Raw genomic sequence first — 22775 nt, forward strand, 5'->3', positions numbered from 1 at the left:
CCGTCAGGCGCCGTCCTCGGTCAGGGTCGTGACGGGGAGCCAGTCGGCTCCGAGGAGCTCGGCGACGTCCACGAGGCCGCTGGTGTCGCCGCCCACGGTGTCGGAGGCCGCGGCGATCCGCTCCACCATGACCTTGCCGACCTGCTCCTCCACGGTGCCCTCGGCGTAGGCGATGTGCCACGGCGAGACCTGGTGGTCGCGGTGCGTACGACCCGTCACCTGCCGTCCGGCGATGCCCGAGAAGCGGGCCTGGTGGAAGACCCCGACCCGCGGCTCCGTGCTGGCGCGGCGGCCGTCGGCGAGCGTCTCGCCGGCGTGCAGGCTGATCGAGGCGACCGTGGTGAAGACGCAGACCTTCGCCTGCCCGGTCTGGAACCGCAGTCGCTCGGCCTCCGGGTCGAACCGGCCGCGGCCGTAGATGGTGGCGACCTGGATCCCCGAGTCGCGCAGCCTGTCGGCGATCGGGTCGGCAGCGGTCGCGACGAACTCGACCGAGCACGCGACCTGCCGCTCGCTCTCGACCTGCTGGGTGATCCAGGCGACCGTCGAGTCGACGCGGATCAGTCCGGCCTTCTGGCGGAACCGCAGGAGGGCGGCCCGCCCCCGGGCGACGTTGCGGCCACGCCGGGCGAGGTCCATCTCCCGGCAGAACTCGCCCCACTCCGCCTCGTACGCCTCCCGCTCGGCCGGCGTCAGCGCGACGGGCATGCCCGAGATCGGCACCGGCCCCCACGGCGCTGCCCGGTGCAGCATCGCCGGGGGCCGCTCGTCCTCGAGCCAGCCGCGCACGAGCCCGAGGTCGGCGGCGCGTCGCGCCGGGTCAGTGGTCCACGAGGCGCCGTGGCGTCCCTGCTCCACGCCGACGCCGTGCCGCTCGAGCGCGTCGGCGAAGGCCTGCCCGGGTCGGGTCGTCGAGGTCCAGGCCTTCATCGGCTCGCCCAGCGCCTGTGCGTAGGCCGGGGCCAGGTAGGGCAGCTCGAACGGCGTGTGCCCGGGCGTCGCGGTGGTGGCGATGACGAACGGGGCCTCGTCGTGCGGCCGGCCGTGTCCGGAGACCCGCACCCACAGCTTCCACCGCTTGGTCGTCGTACGCCGCAGGGCGTGCGCCTCGTCCGCGATGATCACGTCCCACGTGTGGTCCTTGACCTTCTCCAGCCGGTCCCACGTGATCACCACCCACTCCAGGCCGCCGTCCCCCAGCGCCGCGATCGTGCGGCACCAGTGGCCGATCGTGATCGCGGCGGGCCGGTCGGCCACGACGAGCACGCGTCGCGCGCCGCGGAGGTCGCCGACCGCCACCGCCCCGAGGACCGCGGCGATCGTCTTGCCCACGCCCGGCTCGTCGGCGAGCAGGAACTGCCGTCCGCCCGCCAGGGCGCGTGCCGCGATCGCGTCGGCCGCCTCGAACTGGATCCGCCGGGGCTCGAGCTCCTCGGCCGGCTCGGGGACGGGCGCGGGGTGGTCGGGGTTGAGGTGGTTCTCGATGAACCGCCCGAGGGTGTGCGGCCCCGGGGCATATGGCGCCAGGTGCTCGGGCAGGGTGCGGCCGACGTGGAGGTGGGTCCTGACGGCCGGGTGCCAGGTGGCGCCGTCGACCTGTGTCCCGTAGGGGACGTCGAGCACCCAGATGCGCTCACCCGGCCCGGCGGTCGGCGGCGGGGCCGGCGCGGAGGCGGTGCGTCGACGTGCACCGGAACGTCGACGACTGGCCACGCCCGGACGCTACCGGGCCCGTCGCCCTCACCAGCTCACGGCGACGTACTTGCTCTCCATGTAGTCGAGCATCCCCTCGTGCCCGCCCTCCCGACCGATCCCGGACTGCTTCGTGCCGCCGAACGGCGCGGCGGGGTCGGAGACGAGGCCGCGGTTGAGCCCGACCATGCCGGCGTCGAGGCGCTCGCTGACGCGGAGGCCGCGGGCCAGGTCACGGGTGTAGACGTAGGAGACCAGGCCGTACTCCGTGTCGTTGGCCATCGCGATCGCGTCGTCCTCGTCGGTGAAGGTCAGCACCGGGGCGACCGGGCCGAAGATCTCCTCGCCCAGGATGTCCGCGCCGCGGGGGACGTCGAGCAGGACGGTCGGTGAGTAGTAGAAGCCCTCGCGGTCGGGGCGCTCGCCCCCGAGCACGACGCGCGCTCCCGCCGACACGGCGCCCCTGACGAGCTCGTCGACCTTGGCGGCCGACTCCTCGTTGACCAGCGGTCCGACCTGGGTGTCGTCGGCTGTGCCCGGACCGACGGTGAGGGCCCTCATCCGCTCGGCGAGGCGGCTGCTGAACTCCTCGGCGACGTCGGCGTGGATGTAGAACCGGTTGGCCGCGGTGCAGGCCTCGCCGGCGTTGCGCATCTTGGCGATCATCGCGCCGTCGATCGCGGCGTCCAGGTCGGCGTCCTCGAAGACCAGGAACGGCGCGTTGCCGCCGAGCTCCATCGAGCAGTTCACGACCTGGTCGGCCGCCTCCTTGAGCAGCACCCGGCCCACCTCGGTCGAGCCGGTGAAGGACAGCTTGCGCACCCGCGGGTCGTGCACCATCGCCGAGACGACGGCGCCCGAGCGCCGCGCCGGCAGCACCGACACCACGCCCTCCGGCACCCCGGCGTCGGCGAGGACCTTCGCCATCAGCAGGGCCGTGAGGGGCGTGTCCGAGGCGGGCTTGAGGATCACCGTGCACCCGGCGGCCAGTGCCGGCCCGATCTTGCGCGTCGCCATCGCGGCCGGGAAGTTCCACGGGGTCACCAGCACGGCGATGCCGACGGGCTGCTGCAGCACCAGGATCCGGTTGGCGCCCGACGGGGCGGTCATCACGGTGCCCGAGGCGCGCACCGCCTCCTCGGCGTACCAGCGGAAGAACTCGGCCGCGTACGCCGTCTCGCCGCGCGCGTCGGGCAGCGCCTTGCCGTTCTCCAGCGAGATCAGGTGGGCGATCTCGTCGGCGCGCTCGGTCATCAGCTCGAACGCCCTGCGGAGGATCTCGGCTCGCTCGCGCGGCGCGGTCGCGGCCCACGACGCGGCAGCCGCGTCGGCCGCCTCCACGCACGCCATCGCGTCGTCGACCGTGCCGTTGGCCACCGACGCGACGACCTTCCCCGTCGCGGGGTCGAGGACGTCGAAGCGCCCGCCGTCGGAGGCGGCGCGCTCGACGCCGCCCACCCAGAGGTCGAGCGGCAGGTCGGGGACGGAGGAGAGCGAGAAGTCAGCCACGAGGAGGCCTTTCGGAGGATCGGCAGGGCAGGATCGGCCGGAGAGGATCAGTAGGGGTTGGTGACGAAGAGCTCCTGCGCCGGGAACAGCGTGAGGATGCGGGGGCCGTCCTCGGTGATGACGACCTCCTCCTCGATCCGGGCCGCTGAGAAGCCGTCGGAGGCGGGGCAGTAGGTCTCGAGCGCGAAGACCATGCCGACCCGGAGCTCGACCGGCTCCTTCATCGAGTTGAGCCGCGAGATGATCGGGCGCTCGTGGAGGCCGAGCCCGAGGCCGTGGGCGAACTGCAGGCCGAAGGCCTCCATCTCGCTGCCGAAGCCGAACTCCTCCGCCTTCGGCAGCAGCGCGGCGACCTCGTCCGTGCCGACGCCGGCCGCGATGCCGTCGATGCCGCGGTCCATCCACTCCCGCGCGCGGGCGTACGCGTCGCGCTGGGCCGGCGTCGAGCTGCCCACGGCGAAGGTGCGGTAGTAGCAGGTGCGGTAGCCGTTGAAGGAGTGGATGATGTCGAAGAACGCCTGGTCGCCTGGCCGGACCAGCCGGTCGGTGAAGTTGTGGGGGTGCGGGTTGCACCGCTCGCCGGAGATGGCGTTCACGGCCTCGACCTGGTCGGAGCCCATCTCGTAGAGCCGCTTGTTGGCGAGCGCGACGATCTCGTTCTCACGCACGCCGGGCTTCAGCGCCTCGGTGATGTCCTGGTAGACGCCGTCAACCATCGCGGCCGCCTGGTTGAGCAGCATGATCTCGTCGCCGCTCTTGATGCAGCGGGCGTCGAGCATCAGCTGCTGCGCGTCGACGACCGTGAGGCCCTGCCGCTGCATCTCGAAGAGGAACGGCGGCTCGACGATGTCCATGCCGACCGGCATGTCGGCCACGCCGGCCTCGACCAGCAGCGACTTGATCTCGGCGACCGCGTCGACCATCAGCCCGACGGACGGCGCGACGGCCCCCCGGAACCCGAGGAAGCCGGCGCGGTAGTTCTCCTCCGGCACCCACTGCGAGTAGATCTTGTGGTGCTTGACCGCGGACCCGAAGTCCCACAGGACCGGGTCCTTGCCGCGGGCCAGCAGTGCGTAGCGGATCATCTTGTCGCCGAGCGCACCACCGATCCACGTCTGCGTGGTGTAGCGGATGTTGTAGAAGTCGAAGAGCAGGAACGCCCCGCACTCGCTCGTGTCGAGGGCCTCGCGCGCCCGCGCGATGCGATACCTCCGGAGCCGGTCGAAGTCGACGCGCTCCTCGTAGTCGACGCCCATGTGCCCCGGCGCCGACAGCGGGCGCGCCCCCGTGCTCATCCTCAGGCCTCGTCCGCTGCGGAGAGGCCGTCGTCGACGAAGGCGTCCTCAGGCTTCAACGTCAACCCGGAGAGCATCGCCTGCTGGTCGAGCAGGATGGCGAAGTCCTCCTCGACCCTCCCGCTGCTGACGGTGCCCTGCACGGCGGCGGCCGCGGCGGCGGCGACCGGCATCGGCACGTCGAGCTCGTGGGCGGCGGCGAAGCCGAGGTCGAAGTCCTTGCGCAGCAGGATCGGCGTGAAGGTCGGCGTGTAGTCGAGGTGGACGAACGCCGGGCTCTTGTAGGTCGTGAAGACCGAGCCCATCACCGACTTGTTGAGGAACTCGAGGAACGCGGACCGCGACATGCCGCCCTTCTCGGCGAGCACGGTGATCTCGGCGAGGTTCTGGGTGACGACGCCGAGCATCACGTTGTGGCAGATCTTCGCCAGCCGCGCCAGCTCGCCCTCGCCGACGTACGTCGCGCCCTTGCCGAGGTGGTCGAGCAGCGGGGCGACGCGCTCGTAGGTCTCCTCGGGGCCGGACACCACCAGGCTCAGTCCGCCGGCGCGCACCACCTTGCCGTTGCCGCTCACCGGCGAGGCGAGGAAGGCGACGCCGCGCTCGTCGCAGGCGGCGCGCATCGCGGCCGACGACTCGGTCGAGACCGTGGAGCAGTCGACGACGCACCCCGGCACCCGGTCCGGGTCGGCCAGCAGGCCGTCCGGGCCGGTGAGCACCTGCACGAGGTCGGCCGGCGTCGAGACCATGGTGAAGACCACGTCGAGGCCGCGGAGGTCCGCGATCGTGTCGGCGACCGCGCAGCCGTGCTCGGTGAGCGCCTCGGCCTTGGCACGGGTGCGGTTCCAGACGGTGACGTCCTCGCCGGCCCGTGCCAGGCGGGAGGCCATGGCGGCACCCATGCGGCCCGCGCCGATCCAGCCGACCCGCAGGGATCCGGGCGTGTGGGCGTCGGTGGTGTTCATCAGTCAGCCTGCCTTCGTTGCAGCGGTGAGGTCGGTGGTGAGGTCGGCGTTGGGATCGGTGGTGGCACCAGCGGTGTACGACGCGATGTGGGGCTCGGGTGCGCCGAGCAGGCGGGCGGCCAGCCAGTCGGCGGTCGTGGGTCGGTGCTGCGGCGCGACGTTGGCGCAGCCGTGGTTGCCGTCCTCGAGCAGGAGGAGGGTGACCGGCCCGGCGACGGCGTCGCGCATCCGGACGGCGTCCTCCCAGGGGATCAGCCGGTCCTGCCGGCCGAAGACGATCAGCAGCGGCGCGACGAGGTGAGCGGCCGCCTCCGACAGGTCGAGCTCGAGCGCGCGCCGCCGTGCCTCCTCGTCGTTGACGGACCCGGAGCGGACCCGCAACGTGTCGCGGGTGAGCTGGGGCAGGGACGACCAGTGCTCGCCGAAGTTGAAGGGGCCGGCGAGGGAGACGCAGGCGCTGACCCGGTCGCCCAGCGCCGCGGCGACCCGGGGAGCGTAGTAGCCGCCCAGGCTGACGCCCCACACCGCGAGGCGGTCGCGGTCGAGGTCGGGCTGGGTGCCGATCGCCTCCCAGGCCACCTCGGCCACCGGGGCCCAGTCGCCACGCAACGGCAGCGCGTACTCCGCCTCGCCCTGGCCGGGGCCGTCAAGCGTGACCGTCGCCATCCCGCGGTCGAGGAACGTCTGCTCGGTCGAGCCGAGCTCCTCCTTGGCCGAGTCCAGGCCCGGCAGCATCAGCACGACGGGGTGCGGGCCCTCGCCGCGCGGGACCCGTACGACGGCCACCAGGTGCGAGCCCTCGAACGCGATCTCCAGGCGCCGTCCGGGTGGGTCGAGGTGGGGCAGGGCGTCGGTGAGGCACGAGACCGCCCGGGCGTGCGCGGCCCGCATCTGCTCGGGGTCGGCGACGAAGACGAACTTCGCGAAGTGGTGGTGGACCGCGGCGCGGGCGAGGTGCTCACCGGCCGAGCGGGACCTTCCCTCGGCCAGCGCCTCGCGCCCGAGGGACTCGTGCGCGGCGCCCTCGGCCGACCACACGCGACACCAGTCGTCCCACCGCTCGATGCCCGCGGTGATCCGGGCGAAGTCGGCAGCCGTGACGCCGTTGGTGGTGAAGCGCGGGCCCCAGTGGGCGATGGCGGAGCGCACCAGCTCGTCCATGTCTCTCCGGTCCTCGTGCGACGTCACTGCAATCGACTGCAGCATTGTCGGTCCGCGTCGGTGTGTCAAGCCGCCGACCACAGTGCGCCGGGCCGGTGCAATCGACTGCACGGACCCCGCGACCTACCCGCCGTTCTCCTGCTGCCACTCCTCGACCGCGGCGTCGACCTCGGCGCGGTCGAAGTCGTTGATCTCCTCGATCAACGAGTCGTCGAGGATGTCCGCGATGTCGGCCTTCTCCTCGATGATGCCGACGCTGGCGAGCAGGTCCTGCGCGGTCGTCCAGACCTCCGGGCGGACGTCCCCGATGCGCTCGGGGTCGTCGGGCTGCATGAGCTCGATCGAGCCCTCGAGCGCCGCCTCTGCGACCGCCTCGTTGCGCCACTCGGCCGGGACCTGGTCGCGCACGATCTGCTCGACGACGTCCGGGTGCTCCAGCCCGACGTACTGCCCCATCGCCCAGGCGCGGAAGAAGCCCACGAGCGCGTCGCGCTTGGACTCGAGCGTCTCGGGCATGACGGCGACGGGGTTGCCGTCGATCGCCTGGACGTCCTCCGGGGTGATGTTGCGCAGCGGCGTGCCGGTCGCCTCGATCGCGGTGAAGTCCGACCGCGCTCCGACGTAGGCGTCGATCTCCCCCTCGTCGAAGGTCTGCTTGATGAGGCCACCGCTCGTCCCGACGACGATCGTCTCGATGTCGTCCCCGGACAGTCCGGCCGCCAGCAGCTGCGCCTCGACCTGTGCGGTGTCCTCCTCCGAGGCGAGTCCCACCGTCTGGCCCGCCAGCTCGGAGAAGTCCTGGATCGGGCTGTCCTCGGGCACGACCGTGCCGGCGGTGTTGCTGTGCTGGGGGCTGAAGGGCACCTGCTGCGTGCCGCCCTGGGCGTGCGAGATCACCAGCTCGTCGATGTCGGCCATGGCGATGTCGACGTCGCCGTTCTCGACCAGCGCGGTGCTCGGGATCTCCTCGCCCGCGGTCACGAACTCCGCCTTGACGCCCTCCTGCTCGAAGAAGCCCAGCTCCTCGGCCACGATCGGTGGGTAGAAGAGCAGGCTCTCGGGCGTCGGCAGCGAGTAGGTGATCTTCATGGCGTCGTCGCCGCCCGAGTCGTCGTCGCCGCCGCAGCCCGCGGCGAGGAGGAGGGCACCGGTCACCACGAGGGGCACCCACGCCCGTCTGTTGGAAGTGCGCATGGAGGTTCCTCCTCTATCGGACGAGACCGGCTGTCTCGGCAGGCGTGGCCGTCGGGTCGGACGGGGCGGACGGGGAGGGCCGGCGCTTCTGCGCCCTGGCCTGGAGCCGTCGGGTGCGCGCCACCAGCCGCGCGTCGTGCAGCCAGAAGACCGTCACCCGCTCCAGCCACTCCATGACCGCGAAGAGCAGCAGGCCCATCAGCATCAGGATGAGGATGACGGCGAACGCGTCGTCCACGGCGAGCTGGTAGCTGAACTGCTGGACGAGCACGCCGAGGCCGCGCTGCGCGGAGATGAACTCCCCGACGACGGCGCCGACGAGCGCCAGGCCGGCGGCGGTCTTGAGCCCCGCGAACATGATGGGGAGCGAGCTGGGCACGACGAGGCGGCTGAACGACTGCCAGCGGGTGGCGCCGAGGGACCGGAACATCTCCCGCGACTCCTCGTCGACGGTGAGGATGCCGGTCAGGGCGTTCACGTAGATCGGGAAGAACGCGATGATGGCCGCGATCCAGATCTTGGAGCTGTAGCCGAAGCCGGCCCAGGCGATGATGATCGGCGCGACCGCGATGCGCGGGGTGACCTGGAGACCGATCGCGTAGGGGTGCAGCATCCGGCGCATCGTCGGCCAGAGGCCGGAGGGCACCGCGAGCGACAGCGCGATCAGGGCGCCGAGGAGGAACCCGGCCACGGTCTCCCACAGCGTGGCCAGGGTGTCGTCCCAGATGATGTCGCTGAAGACGAGCTCGAAGAACGACACGACGACGTCCTCCGGGTGCGGGATCACGGTGTCCGACACCCACTCGTTCCACAGCGCCAGCTTCCAGAGCAGGACGAGGAAGACGAGGAAGATGAGCGGGGGCGTGACCTCTTGGCGGATGCGCCGCACGCTGGGCACGAACCTAGACGCCACGAGCGTCCTCCTTGGTGGCGACGTCGCTGCTCCCCGGCCCGTGCAGGCCCGCGTGGGCACGCAGCACGAGCTCCTGGAACTCCGACTCCATCGCCATCTCGGCGACCCGGGGCCGTGCGAACGGGACGTCGATGACGTCCGAGATCCGACCCGGGCGCGGGCTCATCACGACCACCCGGTCGGCGAGGAGGAGCGCCTCGGTGAGGTTGTGGGTGACCAGCACGGACGTGGCCGCGGTGCGCTCGTGGATCTTGAGCAGCTCCAGGTTGAGTCGTTCGCGCGTGATCTGGTCGACCGCCGCGAACGGCTCGTCGAGCAGGAGCACCTCCGCACCGACCATCAGCAGCCGGGCGAGGGCGACGCGCTGCTGCATGCCTCCCGAGAGGTGGCGCGGGTAGGTGTGCTCGAAGCCGGCGAGCCCGACGAGGTCCAGCAGCTGCATCGCCCGGTCCTCGGCGGCCCGGTCCGCCTTCCCCTGCAGGGCCGCCGGCAGCATCGCGTTCTGCAGCGTCGTGCGCCACGGCAGGAGGGTGGGCTTCTGGAACATCAGGGCGACGTCCTGGCGCGCATCGGTCACCTCGGTGCCGTTGATCTCGATCCGCCCCTCGGTCAGCGGCAGCAGCCCGGCCATCAGGCGGAGCAGCGTGGACTTGCCGCAGCCGCTGGGGCCGATGAGCGAGACGAACTCGCCCGGGCGGACGTCGAGGCTCACGCGGTCGACCGCGAGGACGCCGCCGTCGAAGCGCTTGACCACGTCGTGCACCGCGATCGTGCCGCGGCGGGTCACCAGCTCCTGACTCATGGGACCTCCGCGCAGCAATCGATTGCGCGCTTTGTATCCCGAGGTCCACCACTGTGTCAAGCGTCACATGCCGCATGGGCGCCAGCCACGCTGAGAAGGTCTCGTCGCGCGTCCACGACGCGCCGCAAACGACTGCGTCATCGGCTATGGTGCGCCGGTGCCACGCATCGTCATCGGTTCCTTCACCCCGTCGGTCCTGCTCGACGTGGCCGACCGCGCCGGCCGGCTCCGGGAGCGCGGCCTCGAGGTCGAGGAGGTCCCGGTGACCTCGTCGCCGGCACAGTTCCGCTCGCTGATCGACGAGGAGCTCGACGTCGCCCTGACCAGCCCGGACAACGTCCTGGCCTACCGGTTCAACCCCCTCAACCCGCTGGGCGAGGTCGCGGACGTCCGGATCGTCGCGGCCGTCGACCGCGGGATGGGGCTGGGTCTCTACGGCCGGCCGGGCACGACGGCGGCGGACCTGGTCGGCGCCCGCGTCGGCGTCGACGTCGCCACCTCCGGGTTCGCGCTCGCCCTCTACGCGCTGGCCGACTCGCTCGGCGTCGCGCGCGACCAGTACGAGCTCGTCCAGCTCGGCTCCACCCCGCGACGCCTGGAGGCGCTGCTGGCCGGCAGCTGCACGGCGACGATGCTCAACGCCGGCAACGAGCTGGTCGCCGAGCAGCACGGGTGCGTGCGGCTGGCCTCCGGTGCGGAGCAGCTCTCGCCCTACCTCGGGACGGTCGTCGCCGTGGCCGGCACGGCTCGCACCGAGGAGGCGCGCCTGCTCGCCGACGCGCTCCTGGAGACGGCTCGCGAGATCGTCTCGGGCGGGCTCGACGACGAGGTGACGGAGTCGGCGGCGCGACGGCTCGACCTCGACGACGACCTCGCCCGGCGCTACCTCGCCCGGCTGCGCGATCCCCGTGACGGCCTGGTCCCCGACGGGGACGTCGACCGCGGGAGCCTCGTGACGCTCGTCCGGTTGCGCACGACGTACCTGCCCACCCCCTCGGACGACGGCGGCGACGTGCTGGACGCCGCCCTCGAGGCTGACTCCGGCCTGGTGAGCCGGCACGGGTGAGGGCACAGCTGCGCCTGCTGCAGGCCACCACGCTGGTCAGCACGCTGGACCGGTTCGCGATGCCGCCGATGCTGGTCGCGATCGCGGCGAGCCTCGACGTCCCGCTCACGCAGGTCGTCACCGCCGCGGGGGCGTACTTCCTCGTCTACGGGCTCGGGCAGCCGCTGTGGGGCTTCGCCTCCGACCGCTACGGCCGCGTCCGGGTGCTGCGCACGAGCCTCGTCGTCGCCGGCGCGCTGAGCCTCGTCTCCGCGCTGAGCCCGACGGTGCTGGTGCTGGGCATCCTCCGCGGGCTGGCCGGCGGGTTCTTCGGTGCGGCGTACCCGTCCGCGCTGATCTACCTGGGTGACACGGTGGCGCCCGCACGACGCCAGCAGGCCATCACCGGTCTCATGGTCGGCGTCGCCGTCGGCACGGCAGCGGCCTCCGCCGGTGCCGGGCTCCTCGCGGACATCGCCACCTGGCGGCTCCCCTTCGTCATCACCGGCGGCGCGGCGCTGGTGCTGTCGGTGCTCCTGGCCCGGCTGCCCGAGCCGGCCGGTGCCGCCGCCCGCACCACCGCGCGAGCCTCCGTGGCCACGATCGCGCGCTCGCGGGTGACGCTGCTGGTGCTGCTCTTCGCCTTCGTCGAGGGCGTCGTGCTGCTCGGCGCGCTGACCCTGCTGCCCACGGCCGTCGAGAGCTCCGGCGCCTCCACCACCGTGGCCGGGGCGGTGACGGGGGTCTACGGGCTCGCCGTCCTCCTCGGCTCGTCGTCGGTGGGGCGGCTCTCGCTGGCGTGGCACCCGGCCCGGCTGATCCTGCTCGGCGCGGCGTGTGCCGCCCTCGCCACCGGCCTCCTCGCGGTCTCCCAGCGACCCGCGGTGGCGGTCGTCGTGGCGGTGCTGCTCGGCATCGCCTGGCCGGCGATGCACTCCTCGCTGCAGACCTGGGCCACCGAGGTGCTGCCGCAGTCGCGCGCGGTGGTGGTGTCGTTCTTCGCCGCAGCGCTCTTCGTCGGCAGCGCCATCGGGGCGATCGTCGTGGCGGGCCTCGCGGACGAGGGCCGCTTCGCGGTCGTCTACGGCGCTTACGCGGCCCTCGCCGTGCCCCTCGGGATCGGCGCCTGGGCGGCCCGCAGGAGATGGCACCGGCCCGTCGAGCAGCAGGAACCCTAGGATGCCTGCTGTGCAGACCCCCACGCTCCGGGACGTGGCCGATGCCGCCGGGGTCCACCCGGCCACCGCCTCCCGCGCCCTGAACCCCGCCACGCGTGGGCTGGTCAACGCCGAGACGGCGCGGCGGGTGATGAAGGTGGCCGAGGGCCTGGGCTACCGGCCCAACCCCATCGCCCGCGGCCTGAAGACGTCGAAGTCCGGCACCGTCGGGCTGGTCATCCCCGACCTGACCAACCCGCTCTTCCCGCCGATCGTGCGGGGCATCGAGGACGTCCTCGAGCCGGCCGGCTACAGCGGGCTGATCGTCAACACCGACAACGACCCCCAGCGGGAGAGCGCCCAGATCGAGCTGCTGCGCTCGCGCCAGGTCGAGGGCCTCATCGTCGCGACGGCGCTGATCGACCACCCGCTGCTGGCCAGGCTGCGCCGCGAGGGCGTGCCCATGGTGATGGTCAACCGTCGTCCCGACGGGGTCGACCTGCCCTCGATCACCCCGGACGACGCGGCCGGCATCGAGCTCGCCGTCGCCCACCTCGTCGCGCTCGGCCACACCCGGATCGGCCACCTCGCGGGGCCGCTGACCACGTCGACCGGCGTCGCGCGGCGCCGTGCGTTCCGCAACGCGGTGCGCGACCGGGACCTCGACGGCGACCCGGCCCTCGTCGTGACCTGCGAGCACTGGACCGAGGAGTCGGGGGCCGACGCCCTGCGCGAGCTCCTCGACCGCCGACCCGACGTCACCGCCGTCGTCGCCGGCAACGACCTGATCGCCCTCGGCTGCTACGACGTCTTCGCGGAGCGGGGCATCGCCTGCCCGGACCGGATCAGCGTCGTCGGCTTCAACGACATGCCGTTCCTCGACAAGCTGGCGCCGCCGCTGACCACCATCTCGGTCCCGCACCAGCAGATCGGTGCGGAGGCCGCGCGGATGCTGCTCGACGCGATCGCCGAGCCGGACCGCGCGGCCCGCTCCGTGCTGCTGCCGCTGTCCCTGGTGCTGCGGGGCTCGACGGCGCCGCCGCAGCGCGCCGGCTGATCAGGCAGCCGCGCGCGCCTCGCTCTCGAGCTTGCGCCCGAGCAGGCGACGCGTACGACGGTCGCCGGTGGCCATCTTGTAGAGGATGGCGAGCTGCTGCGGGGCGTTCTTCCTGGTGGTCGTGGCGAGCCAGCCGTTGGGCAGCGAGAGCCGGATGACCTTGTGCCAGGCCGAGGCGACCTGCGGGACCATCGGGCGCGCGCAGTAGGTGAGGTCGTACTTCTCGAAGAGGGCCTGCACCTTGGGCGCGATCTCGGCGTAGCGGTTGGACGGCAGGTCGGGGAAGAGGTGGTGCTCGATCTGGTGCGAGAGGTTGCCGGTCATGAGGTGCAAGGCCTTCGAGCCGGAGATGTTGGCGCTGCCGAGCATCTGGCGGACGTACCACTCGCCCTTGGTCTCGCCCTCGATGGAGCGCTTCTCGAAGGTCTCGACACCCTCGGGGAAGTGCCCGCAGAGGATGACGGAATTGGACCAGAGGTTGCGCACGATGTTGGCGGTGACGTTGGCCGCCAGCGTGGGCAGGAACGAGCCGGTCGGGATCGACAGGGCGGGGTGGACGACGTAGTCCTTGGTCGCCTGCTTGCGGATCTTGGTGAGCACCTGCTTGGCGCGACGGCGGAACTCGGGGTCCTTGGTCTGCTTCTTGGCGATGACCGCGCCGAGCTCGAGGTCGTAGGCGGCGATGCCGTACTCGAAGAAGACGGCGTTGATGAAGCAGAAGACCGGCTGCGCCAGCGACGCGGGCGTCCACGGCTGGTCCTCGTCGACGCGCATGATGCCGTAGCCGAGGTCGTTGTCCTTGCCGATGACGTTGGTGTAGGTGTGGTGGAGCTCGTTGTGGCTGTGCTTCCACTGCTCGGCGGGCGAGGCCATGTCCCACTCCCAGGTGCTGGAGTGGATCTTGGGGTCGCGCATCCAGTCCCACTGGCCGTGCAGGATGTTGTGGCCGATCTCCATGTTGTCCAGGATCTTGGAGATGCTCAGGCCGAGGGTGCCGAGCACCCAGGCCGGCGGGAAGGCGCTGAACAGGAGCACCGCGCGCGAGCCGAGCTCGATCTTGCGCTGGGTGTCGATGACGCGCCGGATGTAGGCCGCGTCGCTGGCACCGCGCTCGTCGATGACGTCCTGGCGGATCGCGTCGAGCTCGATGCCGATCTGCTCGATGTCGGCCTCGGTGAGGTGCGCGATGGGGTTGGCCTGGCCGAGGACGGCCTTCTTCTGGACGGTGGTCATGTCGATCTCCTGGGGGTGTCGGGGAGGTCTGCGGTCAGTGGTCGATGTGGCAGGGGCCGGCGGCGGCGTTGATGCAGGTCTGCACCTTGAGGTCGCCGGTCTCGCCGGGTACGGCGGTGGTGATGGCGCCGTTGCGGAGGTCGCGGACGCTGCCCTCGCGCAGCGGGATGACGCAGCCCATGCAGATGCCCATCCGGCAGCCGCTCGGCATCAGCACCCCGGCGGCCTCGGCCGCGTCGAGGATGGGCGTCGCGCCGTCGAGGTCGAGGGTGGTGCCGGAGGCGAAGGTCACGGTGCCGCCGTCGCCGGGCTCGACGCGGGCGGTGCGGAACTGCTCGGTGGTGAGGGTGATGCCGGCGGCGTCGTGGTGCGCGGCGAGGGCGTCGAGCAGGCCGGCCGGGCCGCACGCCAGGGTCTGGCGCTCGGCGAGGTCGGGCACGAGGTCGCCGAGGTCGGCGACGTCGAGGACGCCGTGCTCGTCGTCGTAGCGCGCGACGAGGCGGATCGCGCCCGCGGCGTCGAGCGCCTCGAGGTCGCGGATGAAGATCGAGTGGGGGTGGCTGGGCGCCACGTGCACGACCACGATGTCGTGCTCGGCGCTGCGGGCGGGCCGCAGGACGCCGTCGTCGGTGCTCGGGAAGAGGTTGCGCAGCATGCCGATGACCGGCGTGATGCCCGATCCGGCGGTCACCATGAGGAACTTGCCGCCCTCCGGCGGGAGGACGAACTCGCCCGCGGCCTGCTCGAGGTGCACCAGCGTGCCGGGGCGGGCCTCGTGGACGAGGTGGTTGCTGACCAGGCCGTCGGGGACGGCCTTGACGGTGATCGAGATGCGGCCGTCGCGGCGCGGACCGTGGGTGAGCGAGTACGCACGCCACTGGCGTACGCCGTCGACGTCGATGCCGATCCGGAGGTACTGGCCGGGCACGTGGCCGGCCCAGTCGGCGCCGGGACGGATCACGATGGTGGCCGCGTCGGCGGTCTCGGGGTGCACGGACTCGATGCGGCCGCGGAGGTCGGCGCCCGAGCGCAGCGGGGCGAAGAGGTCCATGAAGTCGGCCGGCAGGTAGGGCGTCGTCGCCGCCTCGGCGACCCGCACCAGCTGGTCGCCCAGGCGTCGGCTGCGCGACGTGCCGGGCGCCTGAGGTTCGAGAGTCGTGCTCATGACACCCAATGTGCCCGATGAGCGGCCACGGTTCCTGCCCTGCGCACGTGAATCGAGGCGTACAGTCTTGTTCGTCGCGAACAAGACCGACCCCAGGAGCCTCGATGAGCAACCGCCCTGTGCGCCCGGCCACACAATTACAGACCGTGGTCGGCCTCGACCCCGAGGTCGCCGACGCGCTGCGCGAGCGGCTGGCCGAGGTGGCCGACAGCGCGGTGCTGCGGATCGTCGAGGAGGTGCCCAGCTATGCCGGGGCCTGGAGCGGGCGGATGGGAGCGGTGATCCGCAACGCGGTCCAGCTCGCGCTCGGCGGCTTCCTCACGCTGGCGACCCGGCAGGACGCCGACGCCCCCAAGGCGCCGGCGATCGAGGGTGCCTACCAGCTCGGCCGCGGGGAGGCGCGCAGCGGTCGCACCGTCGAGGCGCTGCTCTCCGCCTACCGGATCGGCGCCCGCGCCTCGTGGCGCGACATGGCCGACGTGGCGGTCGAGGCCGGGGTGGACGCCGGCCAGCTGGCGCGGTTCGCCGAGCTGGTCTTCGCCTACATCGACGAGCTCTCGGCCGCCTCGGTCGCCGGTCACACCGACGAGCTCGAGAGCAGCGGCCGGGTGCGCCAGCGCAACCTCGAGCGCCTGGCCCGGGCCCTCCTCACCGGCGCGCCGGCCGACGCCGTGAACGCCGCGGCGGAGCGGGCCGACTGGGAGCCGCCGGGGGCGCTGACCGCCGTCGTCCTGGCCGAGTCGCAGATGTCCGCCGCGCTCACCGCCCTCGACCCCCGCACGCTCCAGCCGACCGACGACGTGCCGGGCCTGCCGGAGGGACACGCCTCGCTGCTGGTGCCCGGCACCGGGTCGGCCGCCGCGCGGCCGGCGCTGCTGCGGGCGCTGCAGGGCACCGACGCCGTCGTCGGCCCGAGCGTCCCGTGGCTCGAGGCGTCGGCGTCCTACCGCCGGGCGCTGCGGTGCGCCGCCCTCGGCCTCGAGGGGCTGGTCGACTCCGACGAGCACCTCGCCGCGCTCCTGCTGGCCGCCGACCCCGACGCCCGCGCCGACCTGCGCGCCCGGGTGCTCGCGCCACTGGCGGAGCTGCGGCCCTCGACCGCGGAGAAGCTCACCGACACCCTCCGCAGCTGGCTGCTCCACCACGGCCGGCGCGAGGCGGTGGCCGAGGAGCTCTTCGTCCACGCCCAGACCGTGCGCTACCGGGTCGGGCAGCTGCGCGAGGTCTACGGCGACCGGCTGGAGGACCCGGCGTTCGTCCTCGACGCGACGCTCGCGCTGGCCTGACCCGGCCGGCGGCCGCCGCATGCCCGCCGGGCGGTCAGGACCGGGCGTGGGCCACCTGCCCCGCCACCCAGGTGACGGCGACACGGTCGGCGAAGCCGCGGAGCGCCGTGGCGTGCTCGCGGTCGGAGCCGCCGTCCAACGGGTCGGCGTCGAGCAGCACCAGGTCTGCCGGGTGGCCGGGGGCGACCGTCCCCCAGCCGTCGGTCGAGGCGGCCAGCGCCTCGCGGGCGGTGATCGCCTGCTCCGGGTGCCACGGCTCCCGCTCGTCGCCGGAGCGGTGCACGGCCGCGGCGATCGCCAGCCACGGGTCGAGCGGCGAGACGGGCGCGTCGGAGCCGAGCACCACCTCGACGCCGTCGTCGAGCATCCACCGCAGCGGGAAGCAGCGCTCGGCTCGGCCGGGCCACAGCCGCTCGGTGACGTCGCGGTCGTCGAGGAGGTGGGCCGGCTGCACGCTGGCGCGGACGCCGAGCGCGGCCATCCGGCGAACGTCGTCGCGCGTGGTGAGCTGCACGTGCTCGACGCTGCCGCGCGCGCCGGTCTCCTCGAAGGCGGCGAGCGCCTCGGTGACGGCACGGTCGCCGATGGCGTGCACGGCGACCTCGAGGCCACCGGCCACGGCTCGGCCGAGGAGAGCCCGGAGCTCCTCCGGCGTCTGGTTGGGCTGGCCCTCCTCGTGACCGGGGACGGCCTTGTCGGCGTAGGGCTCGCAGCACCAGGCGGTGCGCGTGTTGAGGGAGCCGTCGCTGATGATCTTGAGCGGCCCCATGGTCAGGCGCGGGTCGCCGTCGAGCGGGTCGCCGGACCGGAGGCCGCGGGCGAGCACGTCGTCGAGGCCGTCGGCGTAGCAGGCGTGGCGGATCCGGAGCAGGTCGGCGCCGCCGGCCCAGCGCGCGGCCCAGTCGGCCACGCCGCCGCTGAACTCGAGGTCGACCAGCCCGACGACGCCCTGCGCCGCGGCGGCCTCCATCGAGCGGCGGTAGGCCTCGGGGCCCGTGCCGTCGGTGCCGAGCACGCTGGCCAGCCGGCCGTAGGCCAGGAACCACTCGGTCTCGCTCACCACGGTGTCGCGGCTCGAGAGGGCGAGCATGTGGAGGGCGGTGGTGTTGAGCCACCCGTGGTGGCCGTCCCCGGCGATCAGGACGATCGGCTGGTCGGTCCCGATGGCGTCCAGGTCGGACACGGTGGGGTTGGCGGGCCACGCGGTCGGCCGGTGCCCCCAGCCGATGACCGGCAGGTCGGGCCACTGCTCGAGCCGCTCGCGGACGAGGTCGACCGCCTCGGCGCTCGACCGGGCCGGCGCCAGGTCGAGCCGGGCCGAGCTCAGGGTCCACTGGCCGAGGTGCACGTGCTGGTCCCACAGCCCCGGCGCCAGCCACCGCCCGCCCCCGTCGTACGACGCCTCGCCGGGGGCGGCGGCCAGCCCGGGGCCGACCTCCACGACCCGGTCGCCGTCGACGCGGACGTCGAGCAGCCCCGCGACAGGGGCCGGGAGCGGTCCCGAGACCGCCACCAGGTGGACGTTGCTGATCAGCACGGGCCCACCGTATGAGGTGTGGCTCACGTCCCGACGGCGACCCCGCCGAGCCAGACGGCGACCGGCCGGCCGAGGGCCGCCACGTCGGTCGCCACGTCGCCGTCCACGACGAGGAGGTCGGCGAGGCGCCCGGTGGCGAGGCGCCCGGCGTCCACGCCGCAGTCGTCGGCCGCCGCGGAGGTCGCCGTCGCGAGCGCCTCGTCGACGGGCCAGCCGCCCTCGACGAGCGCGGCGACCGAGCGCCACAGGTGTCCGTGCGGCTTGGCGGGCATCGCCCCGGCGTCCAGCCCCGACACCACGCGCACGCCGTGCTCACGCAGCCGGAGCGAGCCGCGCGCGACCTGCGCGAAGTGGGCGTCGCGGTCGGTGATCCCGATGCGGGTGAGCATCTCCAGGACGTGCGGCGGCATCTGGGAGACGGGTGGGAACCGGGCGGCGTCGTGGCCGAGCGTCGGGTCGACCGTCACGCCTGCCGACGCCACCCGGTCGAGGAGCTCGGCCGGGGCGTGCACGCCGCCGGGCGCCAGGCAGGTGAAGTGCTCGAGGCCGTCGACGCCGGCGTCGAGCGCGACCTCGGCGCCCGTGACCGAGTGCGTGTGGGCCACCACCCGCAGTCCCGCGGTGTGGGCGGCGTCGACCAGGTGCCGCAGCGGCGCCACCTCGAACTGGGCGCCGAGCTGGTCGCTGCCCGGCGTCAGGAAGCCGCCGCTCGCCATCACCTTGACCAGGTCGACACCGCGCTCGACGCGGTCCGCGACGGCGCGGTCCAGCGCGACCGGGTCGTCCGGGTCGACCGCGCCGCCCAGGAAGTGGCAGTGCCCGGCGGGGGTGGTGAGGGGCGGGCCGGCGGCCACCACCCGGGGCAGCCTCTCGGGATGGCGGCCCCGGTGCGCCAGCACCCGGAAGCCGGCGTCACCCAGGTCGCGCACGGTCGTCACGCCGGCAGCGACGTGGTCCTCCAGCGCGGCGGTGACGACGAGGTCCACCGAGGCGGGGTCCGCGGTCCCCGCCCACTCCAGGCTCCCCTGCGCGCCGGGGAACGCGCCCGCGGCGACCAGGTGGACGTGGCAGTCGACCAGCCCCGGCAGGAGGGTGCCGTCGAGGTCGGTGACGGGCACGTCGCCGGGCGGCGAGAACGCGGCCGGCTCGACGCCCGCGATGCGGTCGCCGTCCACGACGACGGTCGCGCCGTCCCGGCGGAAGCGCTCGCCGTCGTACGCCCTCGCGACCCGGAGCGCCCACCGCTGGCCCATCCTCCCGATGGTCCGCCTGACGGGCGCGGACCGCACCTGTCGAGGCCGGTGGACCAGACCGGCTCCGGCCCGGGATACTGCACCCGTGAACTGGCGGGGGCCTGCAGTGCTGGTCGCGCTCCTGGCGATCGGCGCCGGGAGCGGCTTCGCCGCGTCCGCCCAGACCCGCGACGCCACGCTCGGCGAGGGGGTGCCCTCGCCCGTCCCGGCCTCGCGCCCGGACATGCCGGTCGAGGCACCGAGGCCCTACGAGACGGACCCCGACGATCCCGCGCTCCTGCCGGGCATCGCGATGAAGCCCGCCACACTCGGCTCCGGCAAGTTCGAGATCACCTTCCCCGCCCCCGTCGGCTGGACCACCAACGCCAACGCGAGCAACGAGTGGAAGTGGAAGAAGCCGGGCACGTCCAACAACACCTACGTGATGCGCATCGAGCAGATCAACAGCCAGGACATCACCATCGAGGACGCGATCGACATCCGGATCGAGCGGCTGCGCGACGAGCAGGAGGACGTCGTGATCATCGAGCGCGGGGCCGACACCCTCGAGTACACCTACCGCAGCAACGAGGGCAACGCGCGGCACAGCTTCATGCGGTGGCTCGACCTCGACATGAGCGGCCAGGCCGACGTCGAGATCGTGGTGCACGGTCGCGAGGTCGACGTCGAGGGCGCCGAGGACCTGATCCGCCGGGTCGGCGACGGCATGGGCGGGGCGGGCGCCACAGAGATCCCGCTGCCCTGAGCGCTGCCCTGAGCGGTGCCCTGAGCGGTGCCCTAGGGTCGCGTCGTGAGGTCGCGGGGGGTCGCTGTGCTCGCGCTGCTGGTGCTGGTCGGCGCCGTCGGCGGGTTCGGCGCGTCCTGGGGGCTCCGCCGGGACCTCGGCGGGGACCGGCCCGCGCAGCCGGTGGCCGCCGCGTCGCCCAGCCTGCCCGTCGACCCGGTGCCCGAGCTGCTGCCGGACCCGGCCTACCCGCCCCTCGAGCCGGGCGTCCCGCTCGTGCGCCAGCAGGTCGGCAGCGGCAGCTTCCGGATGACGGTGCCCGTGCCCGAGGGCTGGGACTTCACCGAGAACTCACTCAACGAGTGGCAGTGGCGCCCGCCGGGCCAGCCGTCCTTCGGCTACCTGCTGCGGGTGGAGCAGGTGCTGAGCAACCGGCGCTCGATCGACTGGACCCTCGACCGGCGCATCGACGAGCTCGACGAGGACGAGGAGAACTTCGAGGTGCTGGACCAGGGCACCGCCGGGCTCCACTTCCGCTTCGTCGCCAGCAACCACCTGCGCAGCGGCTACCTCAGGTGGCTCGACCTGACCGGGTCGGACAACGCGCAGGTCGAGGTCGCGGTGACCGGCCGCATCGTCGACTCACCGGGGATGGCCGACCTGGTCGACCGCGTCGCCGCGGGGATCGAGCTGGGCTGACCGCGGCGGTCAGAGGCCCATCCCCTGGGTGTCCACCGAGGCCAGCACCCGGTTGGCGGTCGGCCGGTCCGTGCTGCGCACCTGCACCCAGAGCAACCGGTTGGACGTCAGCTGCACGACGCGCTCGATGATGACGTCGACGCCCGGGCAGCCGGTGAAGGTGACCTGCATGGAGTCGCGGCCGTCGCGCTGGTCCTCGATGAGCGACCCGGTCTCCTCGCAAGTCGGGTGCTGGGGCACCCGGGACGGCAGCTTGTCACCCGCGAGGATCCCGATGAAGACGCCGGGCGCCGGGTCCTCGTCGGTGTTCCAGCCGTCCTTGCTACCGCTGGCGAGCGCCGGGTGCTCGCGCTGACCCTCGAGCGGGACCCACTGCTGGGGGTCGACCTGCGCCGTCCAGTCGTCCGGGACGGTGACGAAGATCGTGCCGGTGCTGTCGGTGAGCCTGCGCTCGGAGGTCATCGCCTGCTCGAGACCCCAGCCGGCGCCGGCGCCCAGGGAGAGCGCCACCACCGCGGCGACCAGCCACGGCCAGCGCCGCCGCGACGGGGCCGGGTCGGCCGGCGCGTCCTCGTCGCGGTCGGTCACGTCGGTTCGCGGGGCTGCCTGCGTGAGGTCGGGGTCGGTCGGGACCCAGGCCTGCGGCAGCTCGTCGACACGTCCCCCCATCGTGGCGGCCAGGGCGGCCGTGAACGCCTCGACGTCCTCGAACCGGTCGCGGCGGTCCTTGGCCAGTCCCCTGCGCACGACGGCCTCGGCGTCGGGGTTGTCGATCTCCATCGGCGGCGGGGGCGGGGGGTCCTCCGCGGCGGCCAGGCTGGTGTGGTGGTAGGGCTGCCGGCCGGCGAGGAGGTAGTAGCTCAGAGCGGCCAGGGAGAACTGGTCGGCCCGCGGGTCCAGGCCCTCCCCCAGCGCCTGCTCGGGGGCGACGTAGGTCGGGGTGCCGCCGACCATGGTGAGCCGTGACGACATGTCCATCGCCTTGCCGAGCCCGAGGTCGCCGAGCATCGCCAGCACGCGCGAGCCGCGGCCGTTGTCGACGGTGCGGAACAGCACGTTGGCCGGCTTGACGTCGCGGTGGAGCACCCCGCGGTCGTGCAGCGCGGTCAGGCCGCGTCCGACCTGCTCGATGACGGTCAGCGCCTGCGAGGGCTCGAGGGCCGAGAGCTCGAGGCGGTCGGCCAGCGTGCCCTGGTCGGCGTACGCCATCACGAGGTAGGGACGGTCGTCGGCCAGCTCCCCCGCGTCGTAGACGGGCACGACGTGGGGCGACTCGACCTTGCGCAGGAAGCGCCCCTCCTCGAGGAACCGCTGGCGGATGTGCAGGTCGCCGCTCCAGTTGTCGGCCAGCACCTTGATCGCCACCGGGCAGTCGAGGTGCTCGTCGTAGGCGAGCCACACGGTCGCGAACGCCCCTGACCCGATGCGGCGCCGCACCGGGTACCGACCGAGACGAGAGGGAGCGGACACCCGGGCATTATCGTGCAGGGGTGAGCTATTCCGGGGACGAGGGCGGCGCGCTGTCGCCGGACGACATCGACGACCTGGCGCGACACGCGCGCGACGGGGACCGTGATGCGCTCGAGCGGCTGCTCTCGGCGGTCCGTCCACGCGTGCTGAACATCTGCCGCGGGGTGCTGCCCTACTCCGGTGACGCCGAGGACGCGTGCCAGGAGGCGATGCTCAACGTCGCCACCAAGATCGACTCCTGGGGCGGTCGCGGACGCTTCACGACCTGGCTGCACATCGTGGCCGTCAACAGCGCGCGGACGACGTACCGCCGGATGAAGAACCTCGCCACCCCCACCGACTTCGAGGACGGCGCCCACGACCGTCCCGACCCGCGCACCACGAGCGTGATCGCCGGCACCCGGCTCGACCTGCTCGACGCGATGGAGACCATCGAGCGCGACCACCCGCAGTTCGTCGAGCCGCTGCTGCTGCGCGACGTCTACGGCCTGCCCTACGACGAGATCGCCACGCTGGTCGACGCCCCGCTGGGCACGGTCAAGGCGCAGATCCACCACGGCCGCAAGCTGGCCCGGCCCCTGCTCCGGGGCGATCGGTGACACGTCCGGGCGCCCTGTC

Annotated in this window: 20 protein-coding genes; 7 read left to right on the top strand and 13 right to left on the bottom strand. The window is 73.1% G+C overall.

Annotated features, from left to right (window positions below; translation table 11 throughout):
* Positions 1-3: 3 nt before the first annotated feature.
* From HN031_RS05965 to HN031_RS06000, 8 genes are all read right to left on the bottom strand, one after another.
* The gene (locus tag HN031_RS05965; protein ID WP_216652056.1) at positions 4-1713 is read right to left on the bottom strand and encodes a DEAD/DEAH box helicase family protein; all 1710 of its coding nucleotides are present in this window, start codon (positions 1711-1713) and stop codon (positions 4-6) included.
* A gap of 27 nt (positions 1714-1740) precedes the next feature.
* A complete protein-coding gene (locus HN031_RS05970) occupies positions 1741-3201 on the bottom strand; it encodes an NAD-dependent succinate-semialdehyde dehydrogenase (protein WP_172267629.1) in 1461 nt (486 codons plus the stop codon).
* Positions 3202-3248: 47 nt separating this feature from the next.
* The gene (locus tag HN031_RS05975; RefSeq protein WP_172267631.1) at positions 3249-4496 is read right to left on the bottom strand and encodes a Xaa-Pro peptidase family protein; all 1248 of its coding nucleotides are present in this window, start codon (positions 4494-4496) and stop codon (positions 3249-3251) included.
* 2 nt (positions 4497-4498) lie between these two features.
* Positions 4499-5461, bottom strand: coding sequence for an NAD(P)-dependent oxidoreductase (locus tag HN031_RS05980; RefSeq protein WP_172267633.1), 963 nt, complete (start codon positions 5459-5461; stop codon positions 4499-4501).
* A gap of 3 nt (positions 5462-5464) precedes the next feature.
* The gene (locus tag HN031_RS05985; protein WP_172267635.1) at positions 5465-6622 is read right to left on the bottom strand and encodes a S9 family peptidase; all 1158 of its coding nucleotides are present in this window, start codon (positions 6620-6622) and stop codon (positions 5465-5467) included.
* A 123-nt stretch (positions 6623-6745) separates the two neighbouring features.
* A complete protein-coding gene (locus HN031_RS05990) occupies positions 6746-7816 on the bottom strand; it encodes an ABC transporter substrate-binding protein (RefSeq protein WP_172267637.1) in 1071 nt (356 codons plus the stop codon).
* A gap of 13 nt (positions 7817-7829) precedes the next feature.
* Positions 7830-8729, bottom strand: a complete 900-nt coding sequence (locus tag HN031_RS05995) for an ABC transporter permease (RefSeq protein ID WP_172267639.1) — start codon at positions 8727-8729, stop codon at positions 7830-7832.
* Complete coding sequence (locus HN031_RS06000; protein WP_172267642.1) at positions 8719-9531, bottom strand: ABC transporter ATP-binding protein; 813 nt, start codon at positions 9529-9531, stop codon at positions 8719-8721. Before HN031_RS06000 ends, HN031_RS05995 begins: the two co-directional genes overlap by 11 nt.
* Positions 9532-9688: 157 nt before the next feature.
* On the opposite strand from HN031_RS06000, the gene HN031_RS06005 reads away from it, so the two are divergent.
* The 3 genes from HN031_RS06005 to HN031_RS06015 are packed head-to-tail and all read left to right on the top strand — an operon-like array spanning position 9689 to position 12790.
* Entirely contained in the window at positions 9689-10597 is a 909-nt protein-coding gene (locus HN031_RS06005) for an ABC transporter substrate-binding protein (RefSeq protein ID WP_172267645.1), read from the top strand.
* Positions 10594-11754, top strand: a complete 1161-nt coding sequence (locus HN031_RS06010) for an MFS transporter (protein WP_172267648.1) — start codon at positions 10594-10596, stop codon at positions 11752-11754. The genes HN031_RS06005 and HN031_RS06010 overlap by 4 nt, the downstream gene beginning before the upstream one ends.
* 10 nt (positions 11755-11764) lie before the next feature.
* Complete coding sequence (locus HN031_RS06015) at positions 11765-12790, top strand: LacI family DNA-binding transcriptional regulator (RefSeq protein ID WP_367650664.1); 1026 nt, start codon at positions 11765-11767, stop codon at positions 12788-12790.
* Here HN031_RS06015 and HN031_RS06020 read toward each other — a convergent pair whose 3' ends face one another.
* Entirely contained in the window at positions 12791-14023 is a 1233-nt protein-coding gene (locus tag HN031_RS06020) for an acyl-CoA desaturase (protein ID WP_172267655.1), read from the bottom strand.
* A gap of 34 nt (positions 14024-14057) precedes the next feature.
* Positions 14058-15188, bottom strand: a complete 1131-nt coding sequence (locus HN031_RS06025; RefSeq protein WP_172267658.1) for a ferredoxin reductase — start codon at positions 15186-15188, stop codon at positions 14058-14060.
* A 104-nt stretch (positions 15189-15292) separates the two neighbouring features.
* On the opposite strand from HN031_RS06025, the gene HN031_RS06030 reads away from it, so the two are divergent.
* Entirely contained in the window at positions 15293-16474 is a 1182-nt protein-coding gene (locus tag HN031_RS06030) for a helix-turn-helix domain-containing protein (RefSeq protein WP_172267661.1), read from the top strand.
* Between the two features lie 34 nt (positions 16475-16508).
* Here HN031_RS06030 and HN031_RS06035 read toward each other — a convergent pair whose 3' ends face one another.
* Both HN031_RS06035 and HN031_RS06040 read right to left on the bottom strand, forming a co-directional pair.
* Positions 16509-18011, bottom strand: coding sequence for an amidohydrolase (locus HN031_RS06035; protein ID WP_172267664.1), 1503 nt, complete (start codon positions 18009-18011; stop codon positions 16509-16511).
* 23 nt (positions 18012-18034) lie between these two features.
* Positions 18035-19264 carry an amidohydrolase family protein gene (locus HN031_RS06040; RefSeq protein WP_172267667.1) on the bottom strand — a complete coding sequence of 410 codons (1230 nt, stop codon included), beginning with the start codon at positions 19262-19264 and terminating at the stop codon, positions 18035-18037.
* A gap of 85 nt (positions 19265-19349) precedes the next feature.
* Between HN031_RS06040 and HN031_RS06045 the strand changes: the two genes are divergently transcribed.
* Entirely contained in the window at positions 19350-20009 is a 660-nt protein-coding gene (locus tag HN031_RS06045; RefSeq protein ID WP_172267670.1) for a hypothetical protein, read from the top strand.
* A gap of 45 nt (positions 20010-20054) precedes the next feature.
* Entirely contained in the window at positions 20055-20687 is a 633-nt protein-coding gene (locus tag HN031_RS06050; RefSeq protein ID WP_172267673.1) for a hypothetical protein, read from the top strand.
* A 9-nt stretch (positions 20688-20696) separates the two neighbouring features.
* Here HN031_RS06050 and HN031_RS06055 read toward each other — a convergent pair whose 3' ends face one another.
* Positions 20697-22157 (bottom strand): serine/threonine-protein kinase, encoded by a 1461-nt coding sequence (locus tag HN031_RS06055; protein ID WP_172267676.1) that lies wholly within the window; start codon positions 22155-22157, stop codon positions 20697-20699.
* 20 nt (positions 22158-22177) lie between these two features.
* Here HN031_RS06055 and HN031_RS06060 point away from each other — a divergent pair, with 20 nt between their 5' ends.
* Positions 22178-22756: an RNA polymerase sigma factor gene (locus HN031_RS06060; protein ID WP_172267679.1), complete on the top strand. Its 579-nt coding sequence runs from the start codon at positions 22178-22180 to the stop codon at positions 22754-22756.
* Positions 22757-22775: the final 19 nt, after the last annotated feature.

The sequence above is a fragment of the Nocardioides sp. zg-1308 genome, assembly GCF_013155375.1.
Lineage (GTDB): Bacteria > Actinomycetota > Actinomycetes > Propionibacteriales > Nocardioidaceae > Nocardioides > Nocardioides renjunii.